This is a genomic window from Rufibacter sediminis, from assembly GCF_014269285.1.
In the GTDB taxonomy this organism is placed as follows: domain Bacteria; phylum Bacteroidota; class Bacteroidia; order Cytophagales; family Hymenobacteraceae; genus Nibribacter; species Nibribacter sediminis.
Window position 1 is genome coordinate 270,999 of record NZ_JACOAF010000041.1, and the last position, 15,495, is coordinate 286,493.

Genomic DNA, 15,495 nt, shown 5'->3' on the forward strand with positions numbered 1-15,495 from the left:
AGACCTATTATGAAGAAGAGAAACTTATTATGGCTGGCCACTGCCTTTGGGGGGGTGGTAGCCACCGGCTGCTCCAAACCCGCCGTGCAGCAGACTTCCTCCACGGAGACTGCGGCCGTAAGCCAGTCTGAGCCGGAGGTGAAAGGCGTGGGGCTGAACATGGCCAACCTGGACCGCAGCGTGTCACCGTGCGAGGATTTCAATTTGTTCGCCAACGGCGGATGGTTGAAGAACAACCCGATTCCCGCTTCGGAGAGCCGCTGGGGAAGCTTCAATGAACTAGCCGACAACAACAACAAAACCCTGCGCGCGGTGGTAGACGCCGCCGTGCGCCAGACCAATGCCTCAAAAGGATCTTCCACGCAGTTGGTAGGCGATTTCTACGCCGCCGGCATGGACTCCGCTGCCATTGAGAAAGCTGGTCTCACACCCCTGAAACCCGAGCTGGACAGAATCAACGCCATCAAAGACCGTAACAGTCTCTTGCAGAGCATGGCGCGTCTGAAGGTGCTGGGCCGGGGCGGAATTTTCAGCTTCTACGTAGGCCAGGACGATAAAATCAGCACGCAGTACATCGTGAACATCGGGCAAAGCGGCCTGGGATTACCGGACCGCGATTACTACACCAAAACCGATGCCCGCTCCAAAAGCGTGAAAGAGGAGTACCAGAAGCACGTGGCCAACATGTTCCAGCTGCTGGGCGACAACGAGGCGACTGCCCGGAAAAACGCCGCGAAGGTAGTGGAAATGGAGACCCGCCTGGCCAACGCTTCCATGACCCGCGTGCAGCAGCGCGATCCGCACGCCACCTACAACAAAATGACCGTGGCCGATCTGCAGAAACTGGCGCCTAACTTCAACTGGCCTACGCTCCTGAAAAACATGAACGTGACCGGGGCCAAAGAAGTGATTGTGGGGCAGCCCAACTTCCTGAAAGAAGCCAACACCATGCTCACCGCCGTACCGGTCTCTGACTGGAAAACGTATCTGCGTTGGCACCTGGCCCGTACCTCGGCGGCCTACCTGCCCCAGGCGTTTGTACAGGAGAGCTTCAACTTCAATAGTAAATTCCTGAGCGGCGCCAAAGAAATGCAACCCCGCTGGAAACGCGTGCTGCGCATGACCGATGGCACCATCGGCGAAGCCCTGGGCCAGGAGTACGTAGACAAAGCCTTCTCGCCGCAGGCCAAAGCCAAGGCGCTGGAGATGGTGAACAACCTGCGCTCCGCGTTCCAGGAGCACGTGAAAAACCTGGACTGGATGAGCGAAGCCACCAAACAGCAGGCGCTGGGCAAACTGAACGCCTTCGCCGTGAAAATCGGGTACCCCGAGAAATGGGAAACCTATGCTGGTTTAACCGTGAGCCGTACGTCTTACCTGCAAAATGTGCTGCAGGCTTCTGAGTGGGGCTTCAAAGACAACGTGAGCAAACTGGGCAAACCCGTAGACCGCTCTGAGTGGGGCATGACGCCGCCCACGGTGAACGCCTACTACAACCCCAGCATGAACGAGATCGTGTTCCCGGCCGGAATCCTGCAGCCTCCGTTCTTCGACCCGAACGCCGATGACGCCGTGAACTACGGCGGAATGGGCGCGGTGATCGGCCACGAACTGACCCACGGCTTTGACGACCAAGGCAGCCAGTACGATCCGGAAGGAAACCTGCGCGACTGGTGGACCGCCGAAGACAAAGCCAAGTTCAAGGAGCGCACCGACATGGTAGACCGCCAGTACAGCGCCTATCAGCCGTTGGACAGCGTGAACGTGAACGGAAAACTGACCATGGGCGAGAACATCGCGGACATCGGCGGCTTGAACATCGCCTTCACCGCCCTGCAGAAAGCCATCGCCAACAAGAACGTGGGCAAGATTGACGAGTTCACGCCTGAGCAGCGCTTCTTCCTGGCCTGGGCGCAAATCTGGCGGAACAACTCCACGCCGGCCGCCCTGCGTCAGCAAGTCTTGACCGATCCGCACTCCCCGGCCATGTTCCGGATCAACGGACCGTTGTCTAACATGCCCCAGTTCTACAAAGCATTCAACTGCGGCCCGGGCAACAAAATGTACCGCCCAGACGCCGAGCGCGTGCACATCTGGTAATATCCGTTTAAAGGCCATTTTCGTCAAATCACCCCAAAAACGCACCTCCGCCACGAGGTGCGTTTTTGCATTTATAAGCCACCCCCGTCCGAGAGGACAATGCAGGCATTGCAACGGCTCCAAGCCTTTACAGCAACCTGCGCTCTCTCGGAGCTGGGCCGCATGCGTAGCCCAGCTCCGAGGCAGCGCAAGCAGTACCGTTCCCAGCAGCAGAGGCCTACGTTTGCTATGGAACAGAAGGTTTTCACCAGGTGTCATAATTACTGAAGAAAAGACTGTCTGAGCGTCAGCGAGTTTCTTTTCTTCATGATTCTTTTGGTTACTTTTCTCATCCAGGAGAAAAGTGACAAACGCGGGCAGACCGCATCTGCAGCCTAAAGGCTTGACAGGACAGAGGTAGAGAGCAAAAGCGGATAGCTAATTAGAGAGGCAGTCATGGTCTTTGGTGAGAACACCAACAACGGCGGGCGGCATTACTATCACTGCCTAGTTTTGAGGCTAACGCCTCACTGCAGTTGCAAACTGCAGACCATGGTAGGTCCAAGTCACAGACTTGAACCAGCTATATTTATAGAACGATACGGCAACGTTACGGCTCTACCTTCAAAAGGGGAATCTCTGCTTAAGGGCAGTTGACTTGGACGATAGTGAGAACACCAACAACGGCGGGACGGCGGGCTTTGCTGGTGGCTTAAAGGTTGATAAAGAAGAAAGAAAGGCACGGAAGTAACTTCCGCGCCATAGTGGGGAAGTAAATCCGGGCCATAGAAGGCAGATCTTACAGATCATCGCTGTTTTGGGCCTGTTTTCCTAAAACCACACAAAAAACGCATCCCAGAAACAAGATGCGTTTTTAACAGAAAGGAGTTTGTCAAATCACTTCCATTACCTGATCACCCGCACCTTCATCCCGACATCCTTCACCGGCCATTTGGTCTGGTCCACCGGCACGGCGGCAATGCTGTCAACCACCTCCATACCTTCTATAACCTCGCCAAACACCGTGAAGGTTTGATCCAGGTTGGGAGCGCCGCCAATGGTGCGGTAGGCCTGTTTCTGGGCCGGGGTGAGGTTCAGTTTGAATTCCTTGATGTTCGCCTGCAATTCGTAGTCGGGCAGTTTGTGGCCCTGCACGATGTAGAAGTCTTTGTTTGATGACATGCGCTCCGGGTTCTCCTCGTCGCCGTAGCGCGCCATGCCCACCGCGCCGCGCTTGTGGAAGTAGTGGGGCTTGATCTCCGGCGGAATCTTGTAGGAGCCAATCTTCATGGTCTGGAAATCGGACCGCCCGCCCTGGATCATGAAGTCCTTCTCTACCCTGAAAAACACGGTTTTGTCAAAGAACCCGTAATTGGCCAGCCGCACGAAATTGCCCCGGTGCAGGGGCGTGTCTTTGTATAACCTGATCTTGATGTCGCCTTTGGGCGTGCTGATGAGCACCAAGGTGTCATTGGGGTGAGCCTGCGCGTACGCTTGCAGGGTGTCTTCTACCAACTCCTGGGTAAGGATGGTGGGGGTCGGTGGGGAAACTGGAGTAGTATTGGCGGTGACAGGAGCTTTCTTCTCGCCACAAGCGCCTACAAGGGCCAGGCACAGGAAAAAGGAAAGCTTAATGGACGGCAAAAATCTGATCATGAACAGTAACTTTTTAAGATAGCACGTCAAGGTGAGACAGGTAAAGCTAGAAGTTGAGAGCCAAATTCACAAAAAAGCCTGTCCTATAAAAGGTGAGCGGTTCTGTAAAACGCTATTTTTAGGTGGAGGAGGTATGAGTTAGAATATAGTAAATTTCTATATAAAACGGCTCTATACGAGTAAATAAATTGAAAGATTCACAGATTTGGCGTTGCGAGATAAATTTCTTCTCTCTATATTCGTCAACATTCAGTGTTTATTTTCCCCAATCCCAACCTAACAAACAAAACCATTTTCTTATGTTGAACAAGTACGTTTCTATCCCCCGGTTTAAATTCTTGATTGGAGCTGCCGTGGTAGTCTCCTCGTGTACCTTCCAGAGCTGCGAGCAGGTGGAAGAAGCCGCCCAGCCAGAAGAAGTGGTGGGCATTTCTGACAGTGGGTCGCTCATTGCCGGGAAATACATTGTCGTGCTGAAGAACGGAAGCAACCTGCGGCTTGCGGAAAGTGCTTCTTACCCGGAGCGGCTGCGCCAGGTGAAAAACTTCGGGCAGGAGATTCTGCGGGAGCGCGGCATCAACCCCGAAGCCATTGGACAGTCCTACGGAAAAGCGCTTCAGGGCTTTGAAGTTGACTTAACGGAGGCCGAAGCCGCCAAACTGGGCCGCGATAGCCGCGTGGCGTATGTAGAACAAGACAAAATCATCAGTTTAGGGAAACCCTCCGGCGGCGGATCTACGCCATCAGGCCAGGTGACTCCGTACGGCATCACGCGGGTAGGTTTCGGCGATGGAACCGGTAAAACCGCCTGGGTGATTGATACCGGCATTGATTTAGACCATCCAGATCTGAACGTGGACGCGGCCCGCAGCATGTCTGTGTTCACCTCAGGCAGAGACGCCGGTACGGCAGATGACGGAAACGGCCACGGAACCCACGTAGCTGGTACCATTGCCGCTAAAAATAACTCGATTGGCGTAATAGGTGTGGCGGCCAACGCCACCGTGGTAGCCGTGAAAGTACTGGATTCACGCGGCAGTGGCTCTACCTCCGGCGTGATAGCGGGGATTGATTACGTTGCCGCGAACGGAAAACCGGGTGACGTAGCGAACATGAGTTTAGGGGGCGGGGTTTCCACGGCATTAGACAATGCGGTGATAGAGGCGGCGAAAGGCGGCGTGATCTTCTGTCTGGCTTCGGGCAACGAAACCGATAACGCCAACAACCATTCCCCCGCCCGGGCCAACGGATTGAACGTGTACACCATCTCGGCCATGAACAACACCGATACCTGGGCCTCGTTCTCTAACTATGGCAACCCTCCGGTAGACTATTGCGCACCTGGGGTAAGCATCCAGTCCACCTGGAAAGATGGTGGCTACAACACCATCAGCGGTACTTCTATGGCTACGCCGCACGCCGCTGGGGTGATGCTGATGACCGGTGGCAAGCCAACTACCAGTGGTTTAGTGAAGAATGACCCAGATGGCAACGCTGATCCAATTATTCACTTATAATCATACGCTCTTATAAACAGGAAGGCCGCCTTTGGATTCAGAGGCGGCCTTCCTGTTTATAAGGAGTTTTGCGAAAAGCAGGCGTAAAATAACCGAGAGTTACTCCGCATATTTTGTGCAGAAAGGAGCAATCAACCCTTCTCGCCAGCCGATGTATCTTCCCCCACGGCGATGGGTCTGTTGCTGCGGCACCACTCACTCCAAGAACCCACGTACAGTTTAGCGCCTTTCAGTCCGGCGCTTTCCAGCGCCAATAAGGTATGGCAAGCAGTTACTCCGGAACCGCAGTGTACAATCACGTTCTCAGGGTCCACATCTTTGAGAACAGCTTTGTATTTCTGCTTGAGGTCATCGGGGGAGAGAAAACAACCCTCAGGGCCTAGGTTTCCGGTGAGCGGAACATTGACGGCGCCGGGGATGTGGCCTGCCACGGGGTCAATGGGTTCGCTTTCGCCCAGGTACCGGTACGCGTCCCGCACGTCTATGACCAGGTGGTTTTTGTCACCCGCGGCCTGCGCCACTTCTTCGCTATCTGCCGTGGGACTTTGCCAGGAGGTAGCCGGATATGGAGCGACCTCCGTAGGGTTGGATACACCGCTGCTGGTTTGGGCTCCAGCTTCTAAGGCTGCTTTCAGTCCGCCGTTCAGTACCTGCACGTGTTGGTGCCCCACGGCTTTCAGCATCCACCAGAACCGTGCTGCGGCATTAGCCCCGCTCTTATCGTCGTAAATGACCACGTGGCTGGCAGGGGTGATGCCTAGTTTCCCTAAGAAAGCCCCAAACTGCTCCGGAGAAGGAAGCGGGTGCCGTCCGCCGTGCGCCGCATTGTTGGGAACGGCCGCCAGATCGGTTTCCAGGTCTACATGAAGCGCGCCGGCCAGGTGTTCGTGCTGGTATTCCTCCAGCGCCTTGGGGCCTTGCCGGGCATCGATCAGGATCAGCTCTTTTTCTTTGGCCAGGGAAATAAAATCGTTGGGCTCCAGAAGGGGTTGGATCATGGCGTGGAAGACGTTAGTGTGAGGGATGTTTGAAACAGACAGGCAATTAAACAGATTAAAAGAGAATTTCCTGTTTCAAGCTGATTTTCTTTAAAACTGGCCCGAAACAGGAAACACACTTATTCGGCTTTGGGGTCTTCGCAGTTGATGTCGCGGAAAACCTGGCTGATGGCATCCTCGGCGTTCCGGAGTTTCTGCTTGCACAGCTTGAGGAGTTCTGAGGAGCGCTGCACCTTCTGGGTCAGTTCGTCCACGTCTACGTCATCGTTCTCAATGGCTTTCAAAATGGCCTCTAGTTCCTGGGTGGCTTGTTTATAGGTGATGTTGCTCATAGCGATCTAAGATGTAATGTAAAATGGGGGTATGATTTGACGCGGCGGTTTTCCGCCTGTTTTCTGGTTTTTAGGTCTGAAACGGAATCAATCGAAAAGGTCTGGTTCTTTGGTTTTGGTCACCTTACTGATCACCGAGCCGGCCAGCAGGCGGGTCTGCAGGACATCGCCGGAGGTGACTTGGTCCAGGGACCGCAGCAGCTTGCCGTTCACGTAGGTGAGGGTGTAGCCGCGCATGAGCATGATCTCCGGGTCATGGGATTTCACGTCCATCTCCATGAGTTGTAGTTGGTGTCCTTTGATCTGCAACTGGTCCTTGGCGCCGTAGAGCAGGCGCTGCTGGTTTTTCTGGAAGTGCATCTGGGCGTTCTGCAGCCGTTGCTTGGCAGATAATTGCAGGCAGTGTTCTACGTGCGTCACCTTGCGCTGGCCGGTCTCCAGTTTTTTGAGGGTATTGGTTTCCAGGTGCAGCAGGTAGTTCTGCTGTTTGGTGCCTTTGGCCCGCAGCAACTGTTCCACGGAATGGGTGAGGCGCAGTTCCTCGCACATGACATGGCGCTGCTCCTCAGTCAAAAACTTCTGGGGCTTGTCGGACAAGGTGCGGGTCTGGCATTCCAGCTGGAACTGGCGGCGGTGCAGAAACTGGTTCGTGCCCTGCTGCACCTGCGCGGCGAGTAAAGCCACGCGGCGTTCAGCGGCTACGGCCAGCGCAGTGGCGGCGTCTTTGATCTGCAGGAAAACGTCGTCCATGCCCGCCTCAAACTCGGCCAGCCGGTCAATGAGGAAAGCGGCCACGGCGGTAGGGGTTTTCAGCGGGGTGTGCGCCACCAGATCAGTGATGGATTCGTCGCGCTCGTGCCCGATTCCGGTCAGCACCGGCAGCGACATCTGGGCCACCGCCGAGGCCAGCTCGTAATGGTCAAAGCACAACAGATCGGTTTGCGAGCCGCCCCCCCTGATGATCACCACCGCGTCAAAGGCCTGCCGCTGCAGCGTCACTCTGGACAAGGCCGCTTTGATGGACGAAACCGCTTCCATGCCCTGCACGCTCGCCTCAAACAAAGTCAGCTGGAAATGGTACCCGAAGGGATTGTTCCCCAGTTGCGCCACAAAATCCTGGTAACCGGCGGCGGTAGGCGAGGAGATGATGGCCAGCCGTTGCGGTACCTCGGGCAAAACCTGTTTCTGGTTCAGCTTCAGGAGACCCTCGGTTTCTAGGCGGGCAATGGTTTCCTGCCGCTGGCGGGCCAAATCGCCTAACGTATAGGTCGGGTCGATGTCGTGGATGTCCAGGCTGAACCCGTAAAGCTCATGGAACCGCGGGCTGGCGTTGAACAGAATCTTGAGACCGGCCCTGAGCGGGTGCCCGGTCTGGGCCTCAAAGTATTGCGCAATCTCCTGGTACTGCCGTTTCCAGACGGTGCCGCGGGCCTGAGCCGTGAGCGTGCTTTTGGAGCCGGGTTCTTTGTCAGTGAGGGTGAGGTAACAGTGGCCGCTTTGGTGGTGCACCCGCGCCTCCGAGATCTCGGCGATGATCCAGTAGCGGTGGGGCAGCGCGTTCTCTATCTCTTCGCGCAGGCGGCGGTTAAACTCATAGAGCGTGAACGGCCTATTGGTGTTGATGGTAAACGAAACTTCTTCGCTACTACTCTGAAAAAATGTCCCCATGCCGTGCGCTCCTCTTGATTTCAGTCTGTTAAAATTACGGTTTTTCTAAATGCAGTCCACCAATTTGCTAAAAATTTAAGCAATTCACCAGCGAGGCGAAGAACTCACGTGCTTGCAGGTCAATCGGTTAGGTTCTTTCTTCAAGTAAAGAAATTTTACGCACTTCTGCGTACTTCCCGCGCTTCGCTTTCTATCTCTATCGTAAGTTTGTTTCCGGCGCTCCGCGGCGGGGCTAAAAACCTGCTTCCCGAAGGGCTGTTATAAGCTCGTTTTCCGGAAAGGAAGGCCAAAACACAAAATCAGGCCTCGCGCCATCAGCGGGTAAATGCCGTATTTCAAGCCGAAAGGATATACGCGGGTTGAGAAATGTCCAGAGAAAAGGCTAATTTCCAACTTCCAAGGCAATCCAGAGTGATAAAACGGGAAAACGCCCTCGATCTTGTGAAATTGTTACAAAAGTGCAAATCCTTGAGGCGTCTCTTCGCGTTCTAAGAATCATTCCTACCTTTGGCTATAGCAATGGTGCGGGAAAGCCACGCACATCAGTAGAACCGTATGTCAACACTTGTACTCAGCGAAATTTTCATTTACCCTATCAAATCTTTAAGCGGCATCTCCCTCACCTCGGCGCAGGTAGAGGAACGGGGGCTGCAATATGACCGTCGCTGGATGCTGATTGACGACAGTGGCATTTTCCTGACCCAGCGCAAACTGGCCGAGATGGCGCTGCTGCAGGTGGCGCTCTCGCCCGAGGGGCTGGTGGTGACGCACAAAACCAAAGACCTGGCCCCGCTGCTGGTGCCCTATGAAACCAACAGCACCCGCTCCACGCTGGTCACCGTCTGGGACGATATCTGCTTTGCGTTCATCGTGAGCCCCGAGGCGAACGCCTGGTTTTCTGAGGCGCTGGGCCTTAGTTGCCGCCTCGTGTACATGCCCGATAACTCCATCCGGCTCATTGACCCCAATTACGCCAAGCACAACGAGAAAGTAAGTTTCTCGGACGGCTACCCGTTCCTGATCATCGGGCAGGAGTCATTGAACGACCTGAATGGCCGGTTAGAGGAAGAGGTGCCCATGAATCGGTTCAGGCCCAATTTCGTCTTTACTGGCGGACAGCCTTACGCAGAGGAGAAATGGAAGACCTTTAAGATGGGCGATGTCCTGTTTTACGGGGCCAAGCCCTGCGGCCGCTGCAACGTGACCACCATAGACCAGGACACCGCCCAGGCTGGTGCTGAGCCCCTGAAAACGCTTTCCACGTACCAGAAGAAAGGCAGTAAAGTGATCTTCGGGATGAACCTGATTGGTTTGTCTACCGGAACTGTCAACGTAGGTGACCGCATCACGGTGATGGAGACCGGCAGCTCGTCTGGTGGGGAATAGGCTTTTGCCGTATCTTCGCCGGTAGAAGGAAGGAGTTAGCCTACCTGTATCGCTATTGGGTTTTAGGCCGGTTTTCTGAAAAAGAGCCCCAAAGCTCCGCCTTCTACGTACATTTACTTTAAAACACGCGCGCCATGACGCAACACAGCCGCTATCTAGTCACTGCCTCTGGGGGAGAGGAAATTGACCTCACGTACGCCAAGGAGTTACGCAGCAATAACTTGTTTCCCTTCGGGCTGCACAACTACGCCATTTACCAGACCCCGGAAGGGCAGTTTGTGAAAGGCACCAACACCGGCAACCTGAACCTCATGCTGGACCGGTACGAGGTAATTGAAGAAACCGCCGCCCGCGGGTACGCCCATCCGCACCAGCGCGTGGAAGAAGAATAAAAGAACGTATCACCCAGCAGGAACTCCTGCGTACAATAACCCGATCATCCTCTCAGAACCTTCTGGGGGGTGATCGGGTTATTGTTTTTTAACTAGTTGATTCCAATGCGATTTACGATATATTCTTCCCGGGTGCGTTTCCTGTTTTTCCTTTTTCTCTTTGGCGGGCTGATTTTCACTTCCTGTAGCCCGCAGAACACGTTGCGCGGGGTTTTCAAAAAGCAGTCTCCTTACGAGAAATACCAGGCCAGCCTGAAGGCGGCGAAGTTAGACGAGACGGCCCTGGGCCAGCAATGGATAGCGGCCGGCGAGCAGGCCTTGCAGAAAGCGGTACCCGTTAGCCTTCCCTTCAAAGAAACCGGCTATTTCCCCGCTGATAAACCCTTGGCCGCCAGTTACCGGTTCACAGTGAAACAGGGGCAGAAAGTAGCGGTGAAAGTTCAGACCCAAGGCCAGCAGGTGCCCCAGGTGTTCATTGATTTGTTTGAGGCCAATCCAGACAATGCAGGCCAACCCAAGCAGGTCTCCTACGCCGATACCACCGCCCAGAGCCTGGAGTATGAGATTGAGGAAGAACTGCCGCACGTGTTGCGGGTACAGCCCGAGTTGTTGCGGAGTGGTCAGTACACCGTCACCATTGAGACTTTGCCGCAATTGGCTTTCCCGGTGCAAGGCAAAGACAGCCGGGCTGTGCAGAGTTTCTGGGGCCAGGACCGCGACGCCGGGGCCAGAAGACACGAGGGCATCGATATTTTCGCTCCCCGCAACACGCCCGTGGTAGCCGCCGTGGAAGGTACGGTGACCCGGGTGAACGTGACGCCCATTGGCGGTAAAGTGGTGTGGCTCTCGGATGCAAAACGGCAGCAAAGCCTGTATTACGCGCACCTGGACAGCCAACTGGTGCAGCCCGGGCAGCGGGTATCCATTGGAGACACGTTAGGGTTGCTGGGCAATACCGGCAATGCCATCACCACCGCGCCGCACCTGCATTTCGGGATTTACCGGTTTGGCCAGGGAGCGGTGGATCCTTTCCCGTACGTGCACCATGACCGAACCAAGCCTGCCTCCCTGCAAGCCGATGAGAAGAAGCTGGGCAACTGGGTGCGTACGGCCAGGTCCAACGCCAATCTGCGGTTAGCGCCGGCAGCCTCGGCCACGTCGCTGCAAACGCTTTCGCAGTACACGCCGCTGCAAGTGCTGGCCGGTTCGGGCACCTGGTACCGGGTGATGCTGCCCGATGGGCAGCAAGGCTACGTAGCTTCGTCCATGGTGGAGACGCTGGACAAACCAATCCAGGCGGTGAAGCTCACCCGCGAAGCCCCTTTGCTGGAGGCTTCCTCATCAGGGGCGGCTCCGCAGAAGAACCTCTCCGCCGATTCTACTGTGCGCGTTCTGGCCAAACAGGACGCCTATTGGCTGGTGAAAGATCCCCAGGGAACTACCGGTTGGATTCCTGCCGAAATGGCCCGCTAAATGGACGAGGGCTGAACATTCCCATCTTTTCGGCCGTATTTCTGAAAGACAAACAACATTTCTTACCTCAAACGACAAAGAGAGCTATGTTAACGTGAGAAGCATATGGCCGACGTATGGGCAGTCACCAGCGCGCACTCTTATATTTCGCTGAAATATGAGGATGAGCGGGACTGGTTTTATATCAAGTGGAACGGGCACATCAATTCAGATGATGTGATTGCTACTGCCAAATATTACCTGCAGCAGCAAGAAGAGAGGCGGTGCCCCAAACTTTTAAGCGATAAAAGCGAGGTGACCGGCGAGTGGGAAGAAGCCAATGACTGGCTGCAGTATGAATGGATGCCGCAGGTGGAACAAACCGGCTTGAAGTATCTGGCCATGGTCCTCTCCCGGGACATGCATGATCTGTCCACGGCGCAGGATCTCAAGCGCAGAATTTCCCCGGCCTGTAAGGTGGCCCTGTTCTATGATATCGCTTCTGCCATCCGCTGGTTGTCTGCCCCTGAGCCATCCAAATAGCCCAAGGGCAGAAGCTGCTTACTGCTTGATCTCTTTTGCCAGGTCTTTGGCGTCTTTGGTGGTTTCCAGGGTGAGGTATTCGGCCTGCAGGGCTTTGATCTTGAGTTTGTCCTGCCCTGAGAGCTGATCTTCCACCAGGTCTTTCTTCTGGTTCAGGCGGCTGTAGATTTCGTCTACGTAGTCCCAGTCGGCGGCGGTCCAGTTGGCTCGGCGGGCGCGGACGTTCTGCAGGAACTGCACATAGGTGTCGCGCATCTGGTTGGCGGGCATCTGTACCTCCAGCGCATTGGGTGTCCCGAAGAATTCGGTTTCAAACCGCCGCAGCGTCTCCTGTTGTAAGGGCATCTGGCTTCTTTGCTGGTTGCGGGCTTCCCAGTTCTCGTATTTTCTCCTCAGCTCTTTGTACTCAGCCTTTGACTTTTCTGAAAGGCTGTCCATTCTGGTATCCAGCTGGGCGGTTTTCTCCTTGAATTCCTCTTTCACCTGCGGCCATCTTCTGGACGAGGCAGTATCTGCTTCCCGGCCGGTGCTGTCGGTTTTGTCTTTCATCCACTCGCGCAGCTCGGCCAGATCTTCTTCGGCGCGGGTTCTGGGTGGGTTGCCGGGGTCGTTGTTATTGGGCGAGGTGCGTTCACAGGCGGTGCCACCCAGCAAGCTGATCACGAGCGCACCGGCGGCCAGTAAGTTGGTATACAGAGGTCTCATATTGCTTTTTTGCTATCTATACGCAGAAATCTGAGCAGGGATTGTTATCGTCCAGGACGCGTTTGCTTCCCTGAGTCAGTAGGGCGGAGGATTCGACTGAAGGTAAGGATATAGGCAGGAAAGAGAAAAGGGTGTGTTTTGAGCCAGTTTTACGTAAAACAGGCTCAAAACACACCCTTCCTTCAAGAAGTGATGACAGAGTGCCGATGGGTTTAAAACAAACCGAAAAGCTCTATGTTGATCCGGTCAATGATGTTGCCCAGGTCTTCCGGGTTCTGTACGAAGTCAATCTGATTGGCATCAATGACCAGGAGCTTGCCTTGCTTGTAGTTCGCAATCCATTGGTCATAGTGCTCGTTCAGGTTCTTCAGGTACGCCAGCGAGATGTTGTCTTCGTAATCACGGCCGCGTTTCTGAATCTGGCCAATCAGTTTGGGAAGATCAGATTTCAGGTAGACGAGCAGATCCGGGGCTTTCACCATCTTGGTCATCGACTCAAAGAGGTTGAAGTAGTTCTGGTAATCGCGGTCGCTCATCATGCCGGAGTGGTGCAGGTTCTTGGCGAAGATGTACGCGTCTTCGTAGATGGTGCGGTCCTGGATGACGCCGCTGGTGCGCTCGTTGATCTGTAATACCTGGTTGAAGCGGCTGTTCAGGAAGAAGACCTGCAGGTGGAACGCCCACCGGGGCATGTCTTCATAAAAGTCTTTGAGGTACGGGTTATTGTCTACGGCCTCCAGAAAAACCTCCCATTTATAATGCTGGGCCAGTTTGGTGGCCAGGGTTGTTTTGCCGGCCCCAATGTTGCCTACAATTGCAATGTGCATGTGTCTCTACTGTTGTTAAACGCGGACGGCAAAAGTACGGGTTAAACAGCAGATTTTTGGCACATTATCTCAAAGCAAGGCAAAAAACGGGTACGGCGTGAGCACGTTAGCCCAGGGTGGTGCCTATCCACTCCACCACATCCATCAGGGAAATCCTGATCTTTGTCAAAAGCAGATCCTTTTCCTGCAAAGTGCCTTTTTTCCAGGCTTTCTGTTCCTGCTTGAGCTGTTTGTCCTCGGCTTTGGTGCGCGGGGTGGCCAGTAGCTGTGACAGGTCTGGTTTGCCGCCGTCTACCCAGCAGGTGTACCAGAAGGAGGCCGTTTTCTCGGCCGAGGCACGCATCCGGTCCTGCACCATGGTGCCCAAGGCCTGGTTGTAAGCACTGGCGAAGGCATCTGAGTAGCTTCTGCGGGAACGGCCGTTGCGTTCGGTGACGGTGTATTTGGTGGCCTCGGTGAAATTCTGGCTTACCTGTTTCTCAATGGCCAACAGCTGCGGGACCAGCGCGTGGGAGGCGCGTACCACTTCCCAGATCTCCTGCTCGGCGCTTTTGAAGTACTGCGCTTTCTGGTGCTTTAAGTTGTAGGAAGAAAGGTTCTGCTCCGGCAGTTTAGATTCCCAGAGGCTGTGCATGCCGGTTTGGCCGGTCAGGTGGCCGTCGTGGTTCAGGCTGGTGTGCAGGGGAACGTGGGCGTCCTGGAGGTAGTGCGCCAGATCTGCCGAGTAGAACAGGATGCTGTCTTTGTCTTTTTTGTAAAAGGCCTGGGTTAACCGCTCCTTCAGTTTGATGACCTGCCACGGCACCAAGCCATATTTCTGCAAGGTGTCTACGCTGTATTTGGCCGCGGCTGCGTCCCAGGCGTGGGGCATGTTTTCCAAGGGATGCTCGCCAAACGCCTCCAAATCTATGAAGTGCCGCGGCGCCTCGTTGGGGTCTGAACTGCGGCGCTCATCGGGCCGTACCGAGGTCTCCACCAGAAGCGTCATGTTCCGGTGGTAGAACTTCTGCATGTCTTTGGGCAAGCCGTAGATGGCCAGTTGCTGAATCACCTTATGCCCGAAGAATCCCCAGGAATGTCCAGAAATAGAAGTGCTCAGAATGATTCCAAGTATTAATATAAATTTACTAATACGGTTGTAAAACATAGTGCTTTTATGTGACGATATTTTAGAAGGTAGGCAGGTGTTTTTGCCTGACCATCGGTTTGCCGGAATCAACTGGTCTCTAAGAGATTCAGTTCCAAAATGTAGTCATTTAGTGTGAATTGGGCAAAAGGGATGTCTATAATTTTGGTGATTTTGAAACCAGACTTGAAATAGAAATGCTGGGCGGGGTTGTTGCGGTGTACGTTCAGTTCCAATTTCTCCGCCCCCAGGGCCTTGGTGCAAAGTATCACTTCTTGCAGAAGCCGTTTCCCGGCCCCCCGGCCCTGATAGGTCGGATGAATGTAGAGTTTGTTCAATTTGTACCGACGCTCAGCGGCATTAGAGAGGGAGTAGGAAGCAAAGGCCGCCGGGGTGCCGCCATAGGAGAGAAGCAGAAACGTTTGGCCTTCGGCCATCTGTCTCCGCAATGCCTCCAATGAATAGATTTCTGTTAGCATGAAGTCAATCTGTTCCCCTGAGAGGATGCTTCCATAGGTGGGGTACCAGGTGGCGTGGGCAATTTCCCGGATGATCCCGGCGTCTGTAGTTGGGTGGATGGTGATGGAGTCTGAAGTCTGCACAGCCATAAAGAATAAAGTAAAGTAGCGGGGCCGGTAAACAAATGCGCAGCGGCATTCTAATGTTATTAGCCTCTGACGTTTCAGGAACCTGATGCGCCGCCCGCTGCTAAAGCCAAGACAAAGGTAATGGCCGCAACCCCTACAAACACGAAAAAACTTGAGACGTTGGTAAGGCCCTGTAGTTGAACAAGAAACAAAATTGCAAGAATTGG

General features: G+C 54.5%; 14 protein-coding genes. 6 read left to right on the top strand and 8 right to left on the bottom strand.

The genetic code is table 11. The features are described from left to right. Positions 1 to 9: 9 nt before the first annotated feature. The gene (locus tag H7U12_RS17250; protein WP_186640319.1) at positions 10 to 2,100 is read left to right on the top strand and encodes a M13 family metallopeptidase; all 2,091 of its coding nucleotides are present in this window, start codon (positions 10 to 12) and stop codon (positions 2,098 to 2,100) included. Between the two features lie 885 nt (positions 2,101 to 2,985). Here the strand turns inward: H7U12_RS17250 and H7U12_RS17255 are convergent. Next, complete coding sequence (locus H7U12_RS17255) at positions 2,986 to 3,735, bottom strand: peptidylprolyl isomerase (protein ID WP_186640321.1); 750 nt, start codon at positions 3,733 to 3,735, stop codon at positions 2,986 to 2,988. A 299-nt stretch (positions 3,736 to 4,034) separates the two neighbouring features. Here H7U12_RS17255 and H7U12_RS17260 point away from each other — a divergent pair, with 299 nt between their 5' ends. Continuing rightward, positions 4,035 to 5,252: a S8 family serine peptidase gene (locus H7U12_RS17260; RefSeq protein WP_186640323.1), complete on the top strand. Its 1,218-nt coding sequence runs from the start codon at positions 4,035 to 4,037 to the stop codon at positions 5,250 to 5,252. A 131-nt stretch (positions 5,253 to 5,383) separates the two neighbouring features. On the opposite strand, the gene H7U12_RS17265 is transcribed toward H7U12_RS17260, so the two are convergent. From H7U12_RS17265 to xseA, 3 genes are all read right to left on the bottom strand, one after another. Beyond that, complete coding sequence (locus tag H7U12_RS17265; RefSeq protein WP_194362559.1) at positions 5,384 to 6,250, bottom strand: sulfurtransferase; 867 nt, start codon at positions 6,248 to 6,250, stop codon at positions 5,384 to 5,386. Positions 6,251 to 6,369: 119 nt separating this feature from the next. Next, entirely contained in the window at positions 6,370 to 6,582 is a 213-nt protein-coding gene (gene xseB / locus H7U12_RS17270; RefSeq protein ID WP_186640325.1) for an exodeoxyribonuclease VII small subunit, read from the bottom strand. Between the two features lie 87 nt (positions 6,583 to 6,669). Continuing rightward, positions 6,670 to 8,250 carry an exodeoxyribonuclease VII large subunit gene (xseA, locus tag H7U12_RS17275; RefSeq protein ID WP_186640327.1) on the bottom strand — a complete coding sequence of 527 codons (1,581 nt, stop codon included), beginning with the start codon at positions 8,248 to 8,250 and terminating at the stop codon, positions 6,670 to 6,672. Between the two features lie 555 nt (positions 8,251 to 8,805). Between xseA and H7U12_RS17280 the strand changes: the two genes are divergently transcribed. From H7U12_RS17280 to H7U12_RS17295, 4 genes are all read left to right on the top strand, one after another. Further along, the gene (locus H7U12_RS17280) at positions 8,806 to 9,636 is read left to right on the top strand and encodes an MOSC domain-containing protein (protein WP_186640329.1); all 831 of its coding nucleotides are present in this window, start codon (positions 8,806 to 8,808) and stop codon (positions 9,634 to 9,636) included. A 134-nt stretch (positions 9,637 to 9,770) separates the two neighbouring features. Further along, entirely contained in the window at positions 9,771 to 10,028 is a 258-nt protein-coding gene (locus H7U12_RS17285; protein WP_186640331.1) for a hypothetical protein, read from the top strand. Positions 10,029 to 10,133: 105 nt separating this feature from the next. Continuing rightward, positions 10,134 to 11,501 (top strand): M23 family metallopeptidase, encoded by a 1,368-nt coding sequence (locus H7U12_RS17290; protein WP_186640334.1) that lies wholly within the window; start codon positions 10,134 to 10,136, stop codon positions 11,499 to 11,501. Positions 11,502 to 11,606: 105 nt separating this feature from the next. Next, entirely contained in the window at positions 11,607 to 12,023 is a 417-nt protein-coding gene (locus tag H7U12_RS17295; protein ID WP_186640336.1) for a hypothetical protein, read from the top strand. 18 nt (positions 12,024 to 12,041) lie between these two features. Here the strand turns inward: H7U12_RS17295 and H7U12_RS17300 are convergent, their stop codons facing one another. The 4 genes from H7U12_RS17300 to H7U12_RS17315 all read right to left on the bottom strand — a co-directional run bounded on the left by H7U12_RS17300 (position 12,042) and on the right by H7U12_RS17315 (position 15,289). Next, positions 12,042 to 12,728, bottom strand: coding sequence for a DUF6565 domain-containing protein (locus tag H7U12_RS17300; RefSeq protein WP_186640338.1), 687 nt, complete (start codon positions 12,726 to 12,728; stop codon positions 12,042 to 12,044). 212 nt (positions 12,729 to 12,940) lie between these two features. Next, positions 12,941 to 13,555, bottom strand: coding sequence for a deoxynucleoside kinase (locus H7U12_RS17305; protein WP_186640340.1), 615 nt, complete (start codon positions 13,553 to 13,555; stop codon positions 12,941 to 12,943). Between the two features lie 106 nt (positions 13,556 to 13,661). Next, the gene (locus H7U12_RS17310) at positions 13,662 to 14,702 is read right to left on the bottom strand and encodes a zinc dependent phospholipase C family protein (protein WP_186640342.1); all 1,041 of its coding nucleotides are present in this window, start codon (positions 14,700 to 14,702) and stop codon (positions 13,662 to 13,664) included. 68 nt (positions 14,703 to 14,770) lie between these two features. Beyond that, the gene (locus H7U12_RS17315; RefSeq protein ID WP_186640344.1) at positions 14,771 to 15,289 is read right to left on the bottom strand and encodes a GNAT family N-acetyltransferase; all 519 of its coding nucleotides are present in this window, start codon (positions 15,287 to 15,289) and stop codon (positions 14,771 to 14,773) included. Positions 15,290 to 15,495 lie beyond the last annotated feature (206 nt).